At 64.8% G+C, this 16,692-nt stretch carries 14 protein-coding genes; 7 read left to right on the top strand and 7 right to left on the bottom strand.

Annotated elements, in window-relative coordinates; genetic code table 11:
• Positions 1 to 12: 12 nt before the first annotated feature.
• The 4 genes from ACYVI2_RS13180 to ACYVI2_RS13165 are packed head-to-tail and all read left to right on the top strand — an operon-like array spanning position 13 to position 7,288.
• The gene (locus ACYVI2_RS13180; protein ID WP_019726352.1) at positions 13 to 1,320 is read left to right on the top strand and encodes an NAD(P)/FAD-dependent oxidoreductase; all 1,308 of its coding nucleotides are present in this window, start codon (positions 13 to 15) and stop codon (positions 1,318 to 1,320) included.
• A 51-nt stretch (positions 1,321 to 1,371) separates the two neighbouring features.
• Positions 1,372 to 2,685 carry a replication-associated recombination protein A gene (locus ACYVI2_RS13175; RefSeq protein WP_009459628.1) on the top strand — a complete coding sequence of 438 codons (1,314 nt, stop codon included), beginning with the start codon at positions 1,372 to 1,374 and terminating at the stop codon, positions 2,683 to 2,685.
• 60 nt (positions 2,686 to 2,745) lie between these two features.
• Positions 2,746 to 4,611, top strand: coding sequence for a Na+/H+ antiporter NhaA (nhaA, locus tag ACYVI2_RS13170; RefSeq protein ID WP_019726351.1), 1,866 nt, complete (start codon positions 2,746 to 2,748; stop codon positions 4,609 to 4,611).
• Positions 4,612 to 4,636: 25 nt separating this feature from the next.
• Positions 4,637 to 7,288 (top strand): excinuclease ABC subunit UvrA, encoded by a 2,652-nt coding sequence (locus tag ACYVI2_RS13165; protein WP_019726350.1) that lies wholly within the window; start codon positions 4,637 to 4,639, stop codon positions 7,286 to 7,288.
• A gap of 80 nt (positions 7,289 to 7,368) precedes the next feature.
• Here ACYVI2_RS13165 and mobH read toward each other — a convergent pair whose 3' ends face one another.
• Entirely contained in the window at positions 7,369 to 9,207 is a 1,839-nt protein-coding gene (mobH, locus tag ACYVI2_RS13160; RefSeq protein WP_019726349.1) for a MobH family relaxase, read from the bottom strand.
• Positions 9,208 to 9,524: 317 nt separating this feature from the next.
• Between mobH and ACYVI2_RS13155 the strand changes: the two genes are divergently transcribed.
• The 3 genes from ACYVI2_RS13155 (at position 9,525) to ACYVI2_RS13145 (ending at position 11,246) form a co-directional block, all read left to right on the top strand.
• Positions 9,525 to 10,151, top strand: a complete 627-nt coding sequence (locus tag ACYVI2_RS13155) for a hypothetical protein (protein WP_009459635.1) — start codon at positions 9,525 to 9,527, stop codon at positions 10,149 to 10,151.
• Positions 10,152 to 10,163: 12 nt separating this feature from the next.
• A complete protein-coding gene (locus tag ACYVI2_RS13150; RefSeq protein ID WP_009459636.1) occupies positions 10,164 to 10,796 on the top strand; it encodes an RES family NAD+ phosphorylase in 633 nt (210 codons plus the stop codon).
• A gap of 84 nt (positions 10,797 to 10,880) precedes the next feature.
• Positions 10,881 to 11,246 carry a DUF3742 family protein gene (locus ACYVI2_RS13145; RefSeq protein ID WP_009459638.1) on the top strand — a complete coding sequence of 122 codons (366 nt, stop codon included), beginning with the start codon at positions 10,881 to 10,883 and terminating at the stop codon, positions 11,244 to 11,246.
• An 11-nt stretch (positions 11,247 to 11,257) separates the two neighbouring features.
• Here ACYVI2_RS13145 and ACYVI2_RS13140 read toward each other — a convergent pair whose 3' ends face one another.
• From ACYVI2_RS13140 to radC, 6 genes are all read right to left on the bottom strand, one after another.
• The gene (locus tag ACYVI2_RS13140; protein ID WP_019726345.1) at positions 11,258 to 12,778 is read right to left on the bottom strand and encodes a conjugal transfer protein TraG N-terminal domain-containing protein; all 1,521 of its coding nucleotides are present in this window, start codon (positions 12,776 to 12,778) and stop codon (positions 11,258 to 11,260) included.
• A 15-nt stretch (positions 12,779 to 12,793) separates the two neighbouring features.
• The gene (locus ACYVI2_RS13135; protein WP_009459645.1) at positions 12,794 to 13,150 is read right to left on the bottom strand and encodes a hypothetical protein; all 357 of its coding nucleotides are present in this window, start codon (positions 13,148 to 13,150) and stop codon (positions 12,794 to 12,796) included.
• Positions 13,147 to 14,541 (bottom strand): integrating conjugative element protein, encoded by a 1,395-nt coding sequence (locus ACYVI2_RS13130; RefSeq protein WP_009459646.1) that lies wholly within the window; start codon positions 14,539 to 14,541, stop codon positions 13,147 to 13,149. Before ACYVI2_RS13130 ends, ACYVI2_RS13135 begins: the two co-directional genes overlap by 4 nt.
• 9 nt (positions 14,542 to 14,550) lie before the next feature.
• Positions 14,551 to 15,498, bottom strand: a complete 948-nt coding sequence (locus ACYVI2_RS13125) for a TIGR03756 family integrating conjugative element protein (RefSeq protein ID WP_019726343.1) — start codon at positions 15,496 to 15,498, stop codon at positions 14,551 to 14,553.
• Positions 15,495 to 15,941, bottom strand: a complete 447-nt coding sequence (locus ACYVI2_RS13120) for a TIGR03757 family integrating conjugative element protein (protein WP_009459649.1) — start codon at positions 15,939 to 15,941, stop codon at positions 15,495 to 15,497. Before ACYVI2_RS13120 ends, ACYVI2_RS13125 begins: the two co-directional genes overlap by 4 nt.
• A gap of 161 nt (positions 15,942 to 16,102) precedes the next feature.
• Positions 16,103 to 16,597 carry a RadC family protein gene (radC, locus tag ACYVI2_RS13115; RefSeq protein ID WP_009459650.1) on the bottom strand — a complete coding sequence of 165 codons (495 nt, stop codon included), beginning with the start codon at positions 16,595 to 16,597 and terminating at the stop codon, positions 16,103 to 16,105.
• Positions 16,598 to 16,692 lie beyond the last annotated feature (95 nt).

The following is a 16,692-nucleotide window of genomic DNA, read 5'->3' as shown; positions in this document are numbered from 1 at the left end:
GGAGATCAGGTCATGACAAAGACCTCCAAAAACCGACATCACGTCGTCATTATCGGAGCGGGCTTCGGCGGGATCGAGGTTGCCAACCAGCTTGCTGGTGCCGAGGTCGATGTGACGATCATCGATCGGCGCAATCATCACCTGTTCCAACCCTTGCTTTACCAGGTTGCAGGGGCGTCACTTTCGACATCCGAGATCGCCTGGCCTATTCGCTATCTCTTCCGAAATCGCCCGGAAGTGAACACCTTGATGGCGGAAGTGGAAGGTATCGACCAGGACGCGCGTCAGGTCATTCTCAACAATGGATTGCGGCAAACCTACGACACGCTCGTGCTCGCGACAGGCGCTACCCATGCCTACTTCGGACACGACGAATGGGGGGCTTTCGCGCCGGGGTTGAAGACGCTGGAAGATGCCACGACCATTCGGGGCCGAATCCTCGCGGCTTTCGAGGAGGCTGAGCGCACGAGCGATCCTCAGCAGCGTGCCGCGCTGCAGACGTTCGTCATCATCGGTGGTGGTCCCACCGGGGTTGAATTGGCCGGAACCATCGCCGAGCTTGCACGAGACACGCTGGCGCGTGACTTTCGCTCGATCGACCCGAGCACGTCGCGGGTTGTACTGATCGAGGCTGGCCCGCGTCTGTTGTCCGTCTTTCCAGAGGATCTTTCGGCCTATACGCGCCAGGCGCTCGAAAAGCTCGGCGTCGAGGTCGTGCTGGGTACGCCGGTCACCGAATGCTCGGCCGATGGCGTGGTGTACGGTGGCAAGCCCCTTTCGGCCAAGACCATCGTCTGGGCCGCCGGAGTCCAGGCGTCTCCCGCGGCTCGCTGGCTGGGCGCTGCGTCTGATCGTGCGGGTCGGGTGGTCGTTGGCCCTGACCTGACGGTGGCCGGTCGGCCGGAGGTCTTCGCCATCGGCGATACAGCCTCGTGCACCATGGCCGATGGGAAGCCCGTGCCGGGCATCGCCCCGGCCGCCAAACAGCAAGGGAAGTACGTCGCCAACCTCATTGGACGGCGTTTGAAGGGCAAGCCCGCTGACGGACCTTTCAAATACCGGCATCAGGGGAACCTGGCCACCATCGGCCGCAGCCTGGCGGTGATTGACATGGGGCGGGTGAAGCTGCGTGGTGCCTTTGCGTGGTGGATCTGGAAGCTGGCGCACATCTACTTTCTGATCGGTACGCGAAATCGTCTCAGCGTCGCTTTGAGCTGGGTATGGAACCACAGCATCGGCTACCGCGGCTCTCGCATCATCATGCATGCGATTAGCGACAAAGAGCCCGCGGCGTTGGACAAATCCGGCTCCCTGGATTGAGGTGCCAACGTTATCGGAACGTCAACTATCAGAAATGCCAGGGAGAGGAACTTGACCGATCTATTCACGACAAAGCCCAAGCCTCCCTTGGCCGAACTCCTGCGGCCCAAGACGCTGGATGAATTCGTCGGGCAACGGCACTTGCTCGGCCCCGGCAAGCCGCTTCGTCTCGCGTTCGAGGCGGGCAAGTTGCACTCGTTCATCCTCTGGGGGCCGCCAGGCGTGGGCAAGACCACCCTGGGGCGCCTGGCCGCCAGTGCGACCGACAGCCGATTCATCGCCATCTCGGCCGTGCTTGCCGGGGTGAAGGACATCCGGCAAGCCATCGACGAGGCCCAGGCAGAACTGGACAACCATGGTCGATCGACGGTGCTTTTCGTCGATGAGATCCATCGCTTCAACAAGGCGCAGCAGGATGCCCTACTGCCCCATGTCGAGTCGGGGCTCCTGACCCTGGTGGGGGGGACGACCGAGCATCCGGGGCTGGCGGTCAATTCCGCGCTGCTCTCGCGCGCGCAGGTCTATACCCTCGAACCGCTGTCCGGCGACGAACTGAACCAGCTCTACGAACGCGCACTGCCGCATCTCCAGGGCGTCACGTTGGACGCGGACGCGCTGGATCTGCTCAAGGGCTTTGCCGATGGCGATGGCAGGCGCTTCCTCAATCTGCTTGAGCAGGTGACGAATGCTGCGTCGGGCGCGGGCAAGGCCGTGGTCGATGGCGAGTTTGCCAAACTGTCCACCAGCCCATCACTGCGCAGGTTCGACAAGGGCGGCGACGAGTTCTACTGGCAGCTCTCCGCCTTCCACAAGTCGCTGCGGGGCTCCGACCCCGACGCGGCCCTGTACTGGCTGGCCCGCATCCTCGACGGCAGCGGCGACGTCAGCCAGGTGACGCGCCGCATGATCGTGGTGGCCAGCGAAGACATCGGCAATGCCGACCCGCAGGCGCTGCAACTGGCGCTCAATGCCGCGCTGGCTTATGAGAGGCTGGGTTCCCCCGAAGGCGAAATACCGATTGCCCACGCGGCGACCTACCTTGCTGCCGCCCCCAAGTCGAACGCTGCCTATGCCGCCTGGAACAAGGCGAAGGCCTTCGTCAAGAACAACGGCTCCCTGCCTGTGCCTCTCCATCTTCGCAATGCGCCGACGAAGCTGATGCAGCAGATGGGGTATCACGAAGGCTACCGCTACGCCCATGACGAGCCCAACGGCTATGCCGCTGGGCAAAGCTACTTTCCCGAGGGCGTGGCGCGGCCGGGCTGGTATCAGCCAACGGACAGAGGTGTTGAGCGCAGGCTGGGAGAAAGGCTTACTTGGCTGCGCTCGCTGGATGATGGGACGCTGCCAGAGGCGGACGCCTGACTGGTCGTCTCCGAAACCGGCTCATCGCGACTTCACGAACTACAGGAACAGGATAAGAACATGTCAGCCACTTCTTTCGGTGCATCCTCGGCGAAGATCAGCCGGGGACGCGTTGCCCGCTATCTGCGCACGGAGTCTGGTGCTGCGGTGCTGCTGGTGATCGTCACGGTCGTGGCGCTGGCGTGGGCGAACTCGCCGCTATCCGATGCCTATTTCGAGTTGTGGCACCTGGACGTCGGGTTTGACTTCGGGCCGCTGGGCCTGCACATGGACCTGCATCACTGGGTCAACGACGGCCTGATGGTGGTCTTCTTCTTCCTGATCGGCCTGGAGGTGCGTCAGGAGTTCGCCCACGGATCGCTCCGGGATCGCAGCCGTGCCCGTCTCGCTCTGATCGCGGGGGTCGCGGGTGTCGTGCTTCCCGCGCTGGTGTATGTCCTGATCGTGGGGCTGGCCGGAAGTGAGGGCCTGCACGGGTGGGGGGCGGTGGTCGGCACCGATACGGCATTCATGCTGGGCACCCTGGCGATCGTCGGCCCGCGGCTATCCGGTCAGTTGCGCGTGTTCCTGCTCACCCTGACCGTGGTCGATGACTTCCTCGCCGTGTCCATCATCGGCATCGTCTATAGCGATGAGATTCGGATCGTCCCGTTGTTGATCGCCCTCGCCAGTCTCGTTGCGTTGTGGCGGCTAGGGCGCACCCGCCAGTGGCGGGCAATGCCGTATGTGCTGATCGTGATCGTGCTGTGGCTCGCAACCGTGTACTCCGGCATCCATGCCTCTCTCGCCGGGATGGCCGCGGGGCTGCTGATCCCCGCCTACGCGACGCAACGTCACAAGGTCGTCGCGGCAAAACAACTGTTCCGCGACTTCTGGCAGTCTCCGAGTGCCGCATCGGCCCGCGCGGTGGACTGCGGGCTGTCCCGGGGTATCTCGGTGAACGAGCGATTGCACGAGTTCCTGCGGCTGCCGACGGCGCTGCTGATCGTGCCGGTGTTCGCCTTGGCGAACGCCGGAGTGGACGTGCGTGGCGGGCTGCTCGCCGAGGCCTTCGGCTCGCCAGTCACGTGGGGCGTCATCGCAGGGCTCGTGCTCGGCAAGCTCCTGGGCATCGGGCTCATCACTCTCATCGCCGTCCGTCTCGGCCTGGGCCGGCTGCCCGAGGGCGTCGGGGTGGGCAGCGTGTTCGGTGGTGCGGCACTGTCCGGGATCGGGTTCACCGTGTCGCTGCTGATCATCGGGCTCGCGTTCGGCACGACCTCCGACTTGGGCCGCCAGGCGACGGTCGGCGTGCTCGTGTCGATGGTGTTCGCCACGTTGCTCGGGTGGCTGATCTTCAAGGTCGCCGCCCAGCGGTGGGGTGAGAAGACCGCTGACCTGCCGATGGTGCTTGAGCCACCGGTCGATCCGGAGATCGATCACATCCGCGGGCCGGAGGACGCCCAGCTCACACTCGTCGAGTACGTGGACTTCGAGTGCGCGTACTGTGCGCACGCCACCGGTTCGTGGGACGATCTGCGCGCCCACTTCGGGGACGACCTGCGGTATGTGGTGCGCCATCTGCCGCACCACCCGCACGGGCCGATTGCCGCGCGGGCGTCCGAGGCAGCGGCGAACCAGGGGATGTTCTGGCCGTGGCTGGACTTCGTGTTCACCCGTCAGCATGCGCTGGAGCGCGAGCATCTGATCGGCTACGCCGCCGAGCTTGGGCTCGACGTCGAACGGTTCATCGCGGATCTCGACAGCACCGCGGTGATCGAGCGTGTCGAGCGCGACCTCGCCAGTGCCGTCGCCAGCGGTGCGCACGCCACGCCGACGTTCTTCGTCGAGGGTCGTCGTCTGCGCGGCAGCTACGACGCCCGCACTGTCACCGCGGCGCTCGAAGCCAGTCGCCGCGGCCCCCGAACTCAGGAAGTCCCGTCCTGAGCGGGACGAACTACAGGATAAGAACATGCCAAACAATTCTTTCGGTGAATCCTCTTGTACCGCTGCGGCCAGCGGCATGGTGGAAGTGCGCGGCGCGCGCGAGAACAACCTCAAAGAGGTGGACGTTTCCATCCCGCGTAACGCGCTGGTGGTGTTCTCCGGCGTTTCCGGCTCCGGCAAGTCCTCGCTGGCCTTCGGCACCATCTACGCCGAGGCGCAGCGGCGCTACTTCGAGTCGGTGGCCCCCTATGCGCGGCGCCTGATCGACCAGGCCGGCGTGCCGGACGTCGATGCGATCGACGGCCTGCCGCCGGCGGTGGCGTTGCAACAGCAGCGGGGCTCCAGCAACGCGCGTTCCTCCGTGGGCAGTGTGACCACCCTGTCCAGCCTGGTGCGGATGATGTATTCGCGCGCCGGCGCCTACCCAGCCAACCAGCCGATGCTGTACGCCGAGGATTTTTCGCCCAACACGCCGCAGGGAGCGTGCCCGACCTGCCACGGCCTGGGCCATGTGTACGAGGTGACCGAGGCCATCATGGTGCCCGATCCCTCCCTGAGCATCCGCGAGCGGGCGATCGCCTCCTGGCCCCCCGCCTGGCAAGGCCAGAACCTGCGCGACATCCTGGTCAGCATGGGCTACGACGTTGACCGACCGTGGAAGGACCTGCCGAAGAAGGACCGCGACTGGATTCTGTTCACCGAGGAAACACCGACAGTGCCGGTGTACGCCGGCTTCACGCCCGCCGAGACCCGCACGGCGCTCAAGCGCAAGATGGAGCCGAGCTACATGGGCACCTTCACCGGCGCCCGGCGGTATGTGCTGCACACCTTTGCCAATACCCAAAGCGCACTGATGAGAAAGCGCGTGTCCCGGTTCATGGAGGGCAAGCCGTGCCCCACCTGCCACGGCAAGCGGCTCAAGCCCGAGGCGCTGTCGGTCACCTTCGCCGGCGTGGACATCGGCGCGTTCATGCAGATGCCGCTGGACCAGTTGGCGGCCTTGCTCGAACCCATTGCCCAGGGCGATTTCCGCGCCCATGCAGCGGGGGCGGCTACGGACAAGGAAGCGACCCGACGCGACCGTGCCGAACGCGCGGCCTCCGGCCGTGCCGTCCATGCGGTATCGCCCGACGTGCGCCGCACCTCCGCGCTGTCGGAAGAAAAGCGCCTCGCCGCGCAGCGCCTGGCCGGCGGTGTGATGGCGCGCCTGCGTCAACTGCGTGGGCTGGGCCTGGGTTACCTGACGCTGGACCGGGCCACGCCGACGCTTTCGGCCGGCGAGTTGCAGCGCCTGCGGCTGGCCACGCAATTGAGTTCCCTGCTGTTCGGTGTTGTGTACGTGCTCGACGAGCCCTCGGCGGGGTTGCACCCCTCCGACAGCCAGGCGCTGTACGACGCGCTCGACCGGCTGCGTGACGCGGGCAACTCGGTGTTCGTGGTCGAGCACGACCTGGACCTGATGCGCCGCGCGCAATGGCTGGTGGATGTGGGGCCGGATGCCGGGGAGCGTGGCGGCCGCGTGCTCTACAGCGGCGAGCCGGACGGCCTGCGCAAGATTGCCGAATCGCGCACCGCCCGCTATCTGTTCGACGAAATCGCCGCGCCGGGAAGCCGGGCACGCGAAGCGACCGGCTGGCTGGAGCTGCAGGGCATCCATCGTCACAACCTGCATGGCGTGGACGCACGCATTCCGCTGGGCGTGCTGACGGCCGTCACCGGCATCTCCGGCTCGGGCAAGTCCAGCCTCGTCGCGCAGGCGCTGCCGGAGCTGGTGCTACTGCACCTGGGCCACGAGCCCGAGGACGACGCGGCCGAAAGCGCCACCAGCGAAGGGCCGGCAGTGATCGAAGCGACTGGCGGTCATCTGGCGGGCGACGTGGACGCCATACAGCGCCTGGTGCAGGTGGACCAGAAGCCGATCGGGCGCACGCCCCGGTCCAACCTGGCCACCTACACCGGCCTGTTCGACCACGTGCGCAAGCTGTTCGCCGCCACGCCCGATGCGCGACGCCGCCGCTATGACGCCGGGCGCTTCTCGTTCAACGTGGCTAAGGGGCGTTGCGAGACCTGCGAGGGCGAGGGCTTCGTCAGTGTGGAGTTGCTGTTCATGCCCAGCGTGTACGCCCCGTGTCCGACGTGCCATGGCGCACGCTACAACGAGGCCACGCTGAAGGTGCAATGGAACGGGCGCAACATCGCCGAGGTGCTGCAGATGACCGTGGACGAAGCCAGCGAATTCTTTGCGGGTGAAGACGCCGTGGCCCGGCCCCTGCAATTGCTGCGCGATATCGGATTGGGCTATCTGCGCCTGGGGCAACCGGCCACGGAACTTTCCGGTGGCGAGGCGCAGCGCATCAAGCTGGCGACCGAGCTTCAGCGCAGCCAGCGCGGCCGAAGCCTGTACGTGCTCGACGAGCCAACCACCGGGCTGCATGCGTCCGATGCCGACCGGCTGCTGGTGCAGTTGCAGCGCCTGGTCGATGCCGGCAACACCGTGGTGATGATCGAGCACGATATGCGCGCGGTGGCTCAGGCCGATTGGGTGATCGACGTGGGGCCTGGTGCAGGCGCTGCCGGCGGCAGCATCGTGGTGGCGGGCTCCCCTCAGCAGGTGGCCCGAACGTCTGGCAGCCGAACCGCTCCGTTCCTTGCGCAGGAGTTGGCGCGGGCCGAGTAGCTCAGTTCGCCAAATGTTGCCAGCTTTCGCGGGGTATTGATCGTCGCCAAACGACGGTGGCGATCAATGCCCGAATCGCGTCATCCTTCCTGAGTCAGAGCAAGATAGGGATTGTTGGGCGGTATTTCGGGGAATGCCAAGGACCCATCTTCAAGGAGGTAGCCATGCAGTCGGCGGGACTTCCTCGGGCCCGTGACTTCACAGGTCCAAATGTTCAGGCCATTGGGGTGCTTGCGATGTAGCTGCAGCTTCTCGAAGCGCTTCTGCACCCACTGCCAATCCTGTTGATTCTCCTGCTTGGCGAGCGCGGCCACTTCGGGATGCTCCTGCGCATAGCGTTGGAACACACCCGGGCTGACCAGGTAGGCCGTGTCATTCACCGTATGCACGAGCGCCTTCGCGTCGTTGATGATGAGCCGTCGTGAGGTGATTCCCTGCTTCAGCCAAACCATGAACTGTTCCGTGGATGGCTTCGTTGCCGATGACCCAGGCGTAGGCGCGGGTACAGGTGATGGAATGGACGTCGCGGCTGTTGCTGGCGCGGGAGGGTGGAGGAACTCTTCGGCATCCTGTCCAACGCCGGCCGACTCACCTAAGCCCACCATCGCGAGCAAGTCCTCCATGACGTCGGGCACGGGCTGGGCCGCGGGCGGTGAAACGATGGTGGTGCTGTCGTCCTCCCAAATTGGAGGCTCTTGACCTCCCTGCGCTGGGTTCACCGAGACGGTTGGCACGGGAGCCGACATGCTGGCGTCGTTTTCTGCGGGCGTCGCGTCGATCTCTACCGTGCCTGCGAAAGGTGCTGGTCGCTCGCCAGACTCCCAGATCAGCGCGGGAGCGAGACGCAACAGGGTGAACGAATGGGACCAGCCGGTCGTGCTGGTGACGGTCGCGCGCCAGACCGCTTTGCCGTCCGAGGTGGGCTGGAGCATGCCGTGGTCCTGCAGCACGTTGAACACGGCGGTGTTGTTCGCAGGAATGCCATCGATCCCCTGAGACAGGAGGTGTGCGCGCAGTTTGTCCGAGACCGTCTTGCTCACCAGCCACAAACCATCCTCGGTGAGCCAGCCATCGGAGGCTTCCGGCTGGTTCAGCTTCAACTGTTCCTTGAGCAGGTAGCGCAACCCGTCCAGCAGCTTGCGTTGCAGTGCGTGCTTAGGCGCGGCCATGGCGCGCGCCGGATCGCCGCCCAGCTCCTGGGCCACCGACGCCCGGTCTGCTTGCACGACGAGTTCCCCCAGTACACCGGCATGTTCGTACTGACCGGCCAGCACATAGAGCAGCGGTGCCCAGAGAGCCGGATAGTCGCTGAGCCAGTCCAGGACGTGGCGGTCGAGCAGTTGGCGATAGAGCAAGCCTGTTGCGGCGCTGTGCAGGCGGTATTCGCGGTCGTCACGGTAGCGAAATCGGTACGCCTGGTGCAGCGGGCCATGCCACGGATGCCAAGTACTGCCGTCGGCCAGTTCGACGTGTAGATCGACGGCGATCTTGCCAATATCGTGGAGCAGCGCAGCATAGGCGACGGCGGCGGTCCAGGCTTCGGACTGCGCCGCCTGGTCTTCGGGACTGGCACCGATGGGCAGCAGATGGGACTGCCGCAGTTTCAGGCTGTAGGCCACGATCTCCAGGCCGTGGTCGAGCATGCCGCCCGGATAGGCATGGTGATGCGCTTCGGAGGCCGGAAAGGCTTGGACCAGTTCGGCGTAGCGTTCCAGGGGCGTGCGGTACAGGGTGACGAATTGCCGGTGTGAGAGCGACGTGCGCTGCCAGATGTGCTCCAGCAGCTTCTGCCGGCGTGGGGTGGCCAGCAGCGATGCGGCCGACTCAGGACGCAGCAGCCCTTTCGGGAGGTCGGTGACGGGTGATGGCGTCGGTGCGGCAGCGACCGGGGGCCGTTTTCGCTGGAACAGGGAGAGCATGTGAGGTGTCCTAATGACGGGCCGACCGGGAGGCCTTTTGGCCTTTTCGAGGTAGGGCCTTTCCCCTTGCACCCCATTCCCTTGCCATTTCGACCCTTTGGCCTTTAACCGTTTCGGTATAGCGGGGCCTGGATCGCGGCTCCACCGTCAATGTGGAACCCGCTCGAATGCATTGGACGGCGACCAGGCGCTGGCCTCGGTCTATGCTGCGAAGGCGCTGCTTCCGCCGGGTAGGTTGCTTTCTAGGCGTCAAAGTTGACAAACGCGACAAAGGCGACTAGAGTGAAACCTGTCTCAAACCTACTTGGGAGATGACCATGCCCACTGCCATTGAATTCATTGCCGACCGTCTGCCGCGCGTCACGGTGGAAGATGTACGCCGCTTCGCGGATACCGTCGAAATCCGGGATGCCACGGCTTTCGCGGCCGAGTTGCAGGCGTTCGTCCACGAGCGCGTGGAAGCGGTAACACTGCCCGCCAACTTGCAGGGGGAGACCGTTGGGCAGGCCCTTGCACGCAAGGCGGCCGCGCTGCGCGCCGACACGCGCTGGGCACCGAATGAAACCGACGTCCAGCGAGGCCGTGCGGTGCTACTGGAAACCTTCAACCAGCCGCACAACCTGCCGCCCGCGGAGTTCGCCAAGCTGGCGGACAAGTCGCGCCAGCAGATCTACAAGGACATCCTCGCGCGTCGGCTGCTGGCGCTGAACGTGGGGCCGCGCGGTCAGAAGCTGCCCGACTGGCAGCTCGACCCGGTAAAGCAGCAGTTGACCCAAACCGTGCTTCAGGAGGTCGAGGGTATCGATCACTGGACGATCTACCGCGCACTGTCCGAACCGCTCGAAGGCTTGGGCGGTCGCTCGCCGGTGGATGCGGTGACGCATGGCACGATCGACGCCGTGGCCGAGGCCGTGTTTAACGTGCTGGGCGTTCAGGTGCATTGAAGCGAGACTGCCATGAACCACGAGCTGCCTTCTTTTCTGATCGATGCCGGTGAACTGCTCCAGCATGTGAGCCGCGTCGTCTATCGGGGCAGCCCGCTGTACTATGGTCGCAGCAGCACCAATCGCTACGACGACCCGGCCCGAGCCTACGGCGTGCTCTACCTGGGGCGCGACCTGCCCACGGCGTTGATGGAGTCGGTGTTTCACAAGCATCAGTGGCTTGATGACGCGAAGCGCTCGATCGCATTGAAAGAAGTCCAGGGCAGGATGGTGCGCGCTGTAGGGGTGGTGGCCGACGTGCTTCTGGCCGATCTCACGGCACCGAGCGTCATGGCGGGCTACTTTGGCCTGAACCTGGAGCAGTTGGCCAGCCGCGACTACACGCACACGCAGCAGGTGTCCGCTCAGGTGCATGCGATGGTCGGCGACGACGGCCAACCTCTGTTCGACGGAGTGCTCTATCCGTCGCGCAACAACTATCCCGCCAAGAGCATCGCCCTGTTCGAGCGTGCGGGAGCGAAGGTCAGCGTCATCGAGGACATCGATCTGGTTGACCATGTGGATTGGCCGCGTTTCGTTGCCACCTACCGCATCGGCGTGGAACCCGACCCGGGCCCGGTGGAACCGGATGACGAAGCGTCCTGAAGCAGCGAGAAAACACATTGAAGCCTGAAACGGAATGAAGTGGAGCACCCTGGAATAGACATCCCTCAGTAGCAGGAGACGACCATGAACACCACAACTCGTACCAGCACCGCAGAACGTATCGGCCGCGCATTTGGCCGTGTATGGCGTGCCTATGCGCGTGGCGAACGGCGGGTATCGAATTGGTTGATGGTCAAAGGGGTGCCTTCGGTTGGTGCCACAGTGCTGCTGTGGGCGGTCAAGCTGGCTGTGCTGGGCGCGCTGCTCTACGTCGCCTTCTGGTTCGCACTCGTGTTGTTGGGAGTCGTGGTGGCGGGATGGGCTGCTGCTGCCAATACCTCGGATGAAGACGAGTGGCCTTTCACCGACCTCACCGAACTGCGCAAGACGCCGGGCTACGATCCCAACCTGTACAACGATACGTCGCACGAGTTGTACACCGACGACTGACCGGCGCCGCGCTACTTCAGCTTACCTCCGGTAAGGGCCCCAGCGCCCTTACCGCCTGCTTGGCCGGCACTCTTGCTGCCATCCGAAAGCCCTTGGATGACGTGTCCAGCCCGAATCCCAACCCAAGTAAGGCTCGCAAGCCAAAAACCCGGCAAGACCAGGAACATCGTGCCCATGACGAACATCAGGAGCAGGTCGCCAAAGGCATTGTTCAACCCCACCAGCGGATCGAAGTTAGTGTGCGGCCGGTTCCAGCCGAAGCCCCACCCATAGAGCGCATCGAGGATGGTGCTGTCGATCCAGCGAGCGAGTTGGAACCAGAAATCGGTGAAGAACAGCGCGAACTGCACGACGCTGACGGTGACGACCGTCTTCAGGTCATAGGTGCCGACGACCAGCACGAGCGGGATGCAGATGACCAGCGCCATCTTGAGCAAGGCAAGCACCATGGGCAGCGCCTGGCGCACCACGTCCATGGCAGGGAATGCGGCAAGTGCCCCGACCGCCATTCCTACGTCCCCCGTGGCCCGCGTCACGATGTTCGGCAGGGTCTTGTCGATCTGGCCGCCGTAGTCGGTATAGACCGAACCCTGGTTGAGCTTCTGCTGTCGCGGTGACGCGATGGTACGGACCACCGAATCGTCCACCTCGGTACGGCTGAGGAACCCGGCCCAGCCCGCCAAGCGATTCAACAGGCTGGGGTCCACCTGGCTCAGCAGCCGTGCTCGCAGGCCGTTGCTGCCATCGGCCCACCACTGCCTGCAAGTCGGGTAGCCGCCGCCACTGGCCACCTGCGCAAGCCCTGCGTCGCGAGTGTCGTCATAGGGCCATGACTCGCGCGCCGTGCTGGAGCGGTAGCTGTCGTAGTAGCCGCCGGTGTCCGTGAAAAACCTCGAACCGATCCATGTCACGTCGTTCATTTGAGCTTCGTCCAGCTCCGGTCGCGCCATGAACAATTTAGCGCGTGCTGGCCCGTAGCAGTCGTGTGTGAAATCGGCCACTTCCTGAGCCAGCACCGGGTCGTTGATGCGGGTAGCGTCGATCTCCATGCGCATCTGTCGCAGGTCTGTTCCGCACGGGATCGCTGCCACCGAGGCACTGGTGACGGCGCGCGAGAGCGCGTGCATGAATGCCCACCAGACCGGCACCTTGGCACTCTGGTTGTTGATGGTGCTGAAGGACTGGGACCAGCCGGTATCCGTGGGCTGCGGCACGCTGACCTGGCATTGAGCCGAGCGCGAGCTGTCGTACTGAATGGTGTTGAGGTCCACGTCGATGAAGGGGATGCCGGCGAACATCACGACCACGATGGCGACGAACACCCGGTTCTCAATGCGTGCGGCCGAGAGCACGCCCTTATTGCCTTCGTCTGCACCCTCCCCACGGGCCTTGAGCCATTCCTGCACGATGATCGCCACGAAGGGCAGTGCGAATACCCCGCTGGATACCAGTACCGCCCAGATGCCGTTGTTGACGATCCAGGAAACCAGGGTCAGGTAGTACTCCAGGTAGTCGGTCGCGAAAAGCGTCATGGCTCGGATCTCCCCTCAGCCCTGCATCAACAGGCTGGCTTCAAGCGCCACGATGGCAACGACGCCGGCGATCTCGCTGCGCACCAGGCGGCGCCGCGCTTGCGCGTCGTCCTCGCGCGCCAGCAGTCGGCGACGCATCCAGACCCAGCCGTAGGCCGTCGCGCCGTACAGGCACAGCCGCCAGACCAGGAAGTAGCCCGCTGCTGCCGCCAGCCAACGCTCCCAGCCTGCGACGCTTCCGACGAGGTAGATGCCAACGATGTTGGCGCACACGGCGACGGCCGCGAGTACCACCGTCCACAGCAGCGCCTTTGCTGCGCGCCGGCTGAACAGCCAGCGCGGGCGCAGCCAGGCCGCACGCATCGGGCTCATGGCCGGCCTCCCGGATTGCCCTTCTGCAACTGATCGAGGCGGTCAGGCACCGGATCGCCTTCGTAGATCCCACGCGAGCCCGCCGCGCGCGTGCCGTGGCGCTGGATGATCGCCATGGGCGAATTGTTTGCCAGCTCCCGGCGCAGCTCCAGCTCGGTCTTGAGGTTGCGGATCTCGCGATCGAGCGTGTCGCTCTCGTGGTTCACAGCTTCCACGGCGAGCTGGTTGGCCGCCACGTTGGGCTCTTTCTTGCCGGTCAGCAGCGTGCGTTGCAGCAGTAGCGCTTTCTCCAGCACCGACGCCAGCGCAACCTCGGACGCCAGGCGCTGCGACAGCAGGTGCTGGTCCGGCTCGTCGCGCAGTGCCTCGATCACTCCGCGTGTGATGGGCAGCGACGCGCTGCCGGCCTCGCGCAGGTTTTCGGGCGTCGTGTTCTTCGCCTTGGAGACCAGGTCCTGGAGCGCCTGCAGCTTGGCATCGTACTCATCCTGGATCAGCGGCGTCAGCCCGACGCCGGGCACCGTCTCCGTCTTGGTGCAGGCGTCGCAGGTGCGCTGCTCCTTCTCGCCGAGCACCCGCGTCGCCCACTCGACGGCCGCTTGCGGCGTGGTCCAGGTCTGGCACGACAGGCTCGCGCAACTTGCCGGTGCGATTGCCGATGTGTCGGTCACACCGCGGCCATTGACCAGGTTGTAGCCCGCGCGGGTGACGTCGCCGACCACCTTGATCGCGGGCTGACCGGAGCCGCCGGCATTGCTTCCCCCGACCCAAGGCACGCCGTCGTTGCCACGGCGCGTCTCGGCTTGCTCGACGGCCGAGACGGCATCCGTGCTCGAAACAGCATCGCGCAGTGCCAACCCCTCTGCCATCTGGCTCCAGCCGAGCTGGCCGCCGGCCGTTTCGGCCATCTTTTCGGCCATGGCGCGGCACGTCAGCTTCGAGCGGTCGAAATCCAGCCGCGCTTGCAGAACGCCGTTGGTGAGCAGGTTGTAGAGGCCCGGATCAGCCCGTTGGATGATCAACGCCGGCAGGGAGGCCACAGCACTCGTAGCACTCTGGATCACCGAGGACATGATCTGCTGAAAGCCATTGGTCACGCCGTTGAGCTGATTTTTCAACGTGGTCTGGATGCTCATGTCACCGCAGATCAGATTGCTGTTCCAGCCGACACCCACGCCGAGCGAGCGCATGCCGGCTGCGCGACCCATCGAAACGGCGCTGCCGCCGCCGATGGAGTACATGACGTCATCGCCGATGACGTTGCCGCTGGTCTGGTAGCCCAGTTGGCCCCAGGCCACGCCGCTTGCCAGAACCAACGCGCCGGTGAGCGCCAAACAGATCCTCTTGCCACGAGCCGGAGGGGAGAACTGCATAGAGTCGAAACGCTTCATCGCGGCACCTCAAAGGAAATCAACGCTTCCAAGGAACACCTGTCCACGGCGTTCGCAGCAGGCATACGGCCGCCACAGTGCCCAGGCGTAGTCGCCTTGCTGGGCCTGGGTCAGGAAGCCGGTGCGTGGGAAAACCGTGCAAGACGAGGACAGGACGGGCGTGAGTTCCTGCCACTTGCCAGTCGAGGCATCACCCTCCATCAGCGCGCCGGCGGGCCAGTAGCCATCGCGGGCGTTGGCAAGCAGCGGCTGGTACACGTGCAACTGCCCCCGGCGAGTGACGATATCTCCCGCACGCTGGGCCACCACGGCCCCCGATTTGTGGTCGTCGGTCTGGTGCAGGAAGCCGCCGCGGGGATACACGTTGCCCCAAAGGTTCATCGTGGTGCGTGCGCCGACCTCGCGCATGCCGGGAATCAATGCCTCCGGGTAGGCCATCTCGGGCACGTTGTAGCGCCAGGCAAGCGTGTCCAAGGTGCTGAGCAGATACGGCATGAATGCCGTTCCTGCGCCCTCGCAGAAGTAGCCCGAGGACGAAACAAACTGGTTGAACACCTCGACGCCGGGATGGCCGATCACGTCGGCGTTCTTGAATTTCGCAAGATTGTTTTCGTGATCCTCGTTCGTCGTTCCATCGCCCCCCGCTTGGGCGGACGGATTGGCCGTACTCATCGCCCGGACTTCGACCCACGGGTTCTCGCCCGTGTTGCTGTAGCTGGAGACGACCGCATCGGGGATGTAGTGGCGCACCTTGACAGAGGTGCGCACCGTGCATCCTCCCCAGGTGCAGTAGAGCCAGTAGCAGATACCTACCACCCGGTACTCCAAGCAATCGGGCGAGGCCACCGAGGCAACGATGGCGGTGGTGTTCAAGGCGTAGCTACCCGTGGCGCTGAGCAGCAGCAAGGAAGCCACGCCGGCCCGCATGCGGCGCATCAGGTCGAATGGTCGCGTCATGGCTGGGTCCTCCGACGCTGCTCGATGCGCGCGACAGCGCGGGCCACATCCGGCTCGCCATAGACCACGTAGCGCTGATCCACCACGACAGCCGGGATGCTGGTGATGCCCAGGCTCCATGCGTCGGTGACGCCCTGGTATGCGGAAGCGATGCGGCGCTGTAGGTCGGCGCCGCCTTGGCTCAGCCGACGCTTGACGGTGGCCGCCGCCTGTTCGGGGGCGGCGGGCAGTTCCGCAGAAAGCTCCGCTTCAATCCGGCGGGCTTCGTCCAGCTCGATCAGCCGCTCGCCGCCCATGGTCTTGACCGGGTGGTGGCTGTCGGTGACGACCAGTACGTCGGCTGCGAAGGCGACGGGGCTGAACACGGCCAGGGACGCCGGCAGCGCCACGACGAGACCAAGGGTTCGCCAGCCCGACGCGAACGTGGAAAAGGATGCCGGCATGTCGCGTGCCCCGAAAGTTGATCAGGGCCATAGTCAAACGCGAACCCGATGCCACCCCAACAAACAATGCGCATCGCGGGCTGCCCGCATACCTGCTTGTCCCGCGCCATAAAAAAACGGAGGCCGAAGCCTCCGCGGGGATCAATGAAGCAATGCGACCGTTACAGCAGGCCTGACTCCGCAAAGGAGAACGGGGAACCTTGGCCTACGATGATGTGATCCAGTACCCGTACATCGATGAGCGCCAGCGCGGCCTGCAGTTGCTGGGTCAGCACACGATCCGCGCTCGACGGCTCGGAGATGCCCGAGGGGTGCTGGTGCGCGAAGACCACCGCGGCGGCGTTCAACTCCAGCACACGCTGTACGACGACACGTGGATAAACAGAAGTCGAGTTGATCGTGCCCCTGAACAATGGCTCGTAGGCCAGCACCTGGTGCATGCTGTCCAGGAACACAGCGGCGAATATCTCGTTGGGTTCAGCGACCAGTTTCACGCGCAGATAGTCCCGCACAGCGGCCGGTCGGCTGAGGCACGGTCCAGCTTTGAAAACCCGCCTCTCCAGCAGCACGATGGCTTGCTGGATGATCCAGTCCTCGTGTTGGGCAGCGGTGACGGAAAGCGACTCCGGGCAGGAGTCGTTGACGACAAAAGACATGGCGAACCTCCAGACGGTGAGATCGGAGGGCGCGCGCCCTAGGAGGGCCAGCCCTCCTAGGGAACGAACAAGGTGCATCCATCACCGCGGCAGCG

Source organism: Bordetella tumbae (assembly GCF_054780995.1).
This window is presented reverse-complemented; position numbering and strand designations above follow the sequence as displayed.

What these genes read in the sequence shown, in the direction of transcription:
- ACYVI2_RS13180 (WP_019726352.1), top strand. Translation starts at nt 13, where the DNA reads ATGACAAAGACCTCCAAAAACCGACATCACGTCGTCATTATCGGAGCG.
- nhaA (WP_019726351.1), top strand. Translation starts at nt 2,746, where the DNA reads ATGTCAGCCACTTCTTTCGGTGCATCCTCGGCGAAGATCAGCCGGGGA.
- ACYVI2_RS13165 (WP_019726350.1), top strand. Translation starts at nt 4,637, where the DNA reads ATGCCAAACAATTCTTTCGGTGAATCCTCTTGTACCGCTGCGGCCAGC.
- mobH (WP_019726349.1), bottom strand. Translation starts at nt 9,207, where the DNA reads ATGCTCTCCCTGTTCCAGCGAAAACGGCCCCCGGTCGCTGCCGCACCG.
- ACYVI2_RS13155 (WP_009459635.1), top strand. Translation starts at nt 9,525, where the DNA reads ATGCCCACTGCCATTGAATTCATTGCCGACCGTCTGCCGCGCGTCACG.
- ACYVI2_RS13150 (WP_009459636.1), top strand. Translation starts at nt 10,164, where the DNA reads ATGAACCACGAGCTGCCTTCTTTTCTGATCGATGCCGGTGAACTGCTC.
- ACYVI2_RS13145 (WP_009459638.1), top strand. Translation starts at nt 10,881, where the DNA reads ATGAACACCACAACTCGTACCAGCACCGCAGAACGTATCGGCCGCGCA.
- ACYVI2_RS13140 (WP_019726345.1), bottom strand. Translation starts at nt 12,778, where the DNA reads ATGACGCTTTTCGCGACCGACTACCTGGAGTACTACCTGACCCTGGTT.
- ACYVI2_RS13135 (WP_009459645.1), bottom strand. Translation starts at nt 13,150, where the DNA reads ATGAGCCCGATGCGTGCGGCCTGGCTGCGCCCGCGCTGGCTGTTCAGC.
- ACYVI2_RS13130 (WP_009459646.1), bottom strand. Translation starts at nt 14,541, where the DNA reads ATGAAGCGTTTCGACTCTATGCAGTTCTCCCCTCCGGCTCGTGGCAAG.
- ACYVI2_RS13125 (WP_019726343.1), bottom strand. Translation starts at nt 15,498, where the DNA reads ATGACGCGACCATTCGACCTGATGCGCCGCATGCGGGCCGGCGTGGCT.
- ACYVI2_RS13120 (WP_009459649.1), bottom strand. Translation starts at nt 15,941, where the DNA reads ATGCCGGCATCCTTTTCCACGTTCGCGTCGGGCTGGCGAACCCTTGGT.
- radC (WP_009459650.1), bottom strand. Translation starts at nt 16,597, where the DNA reads ATGTCTTTTGTCGTCAACGACTCCTGCCCGGAGTCGCTTTCCGTCACC.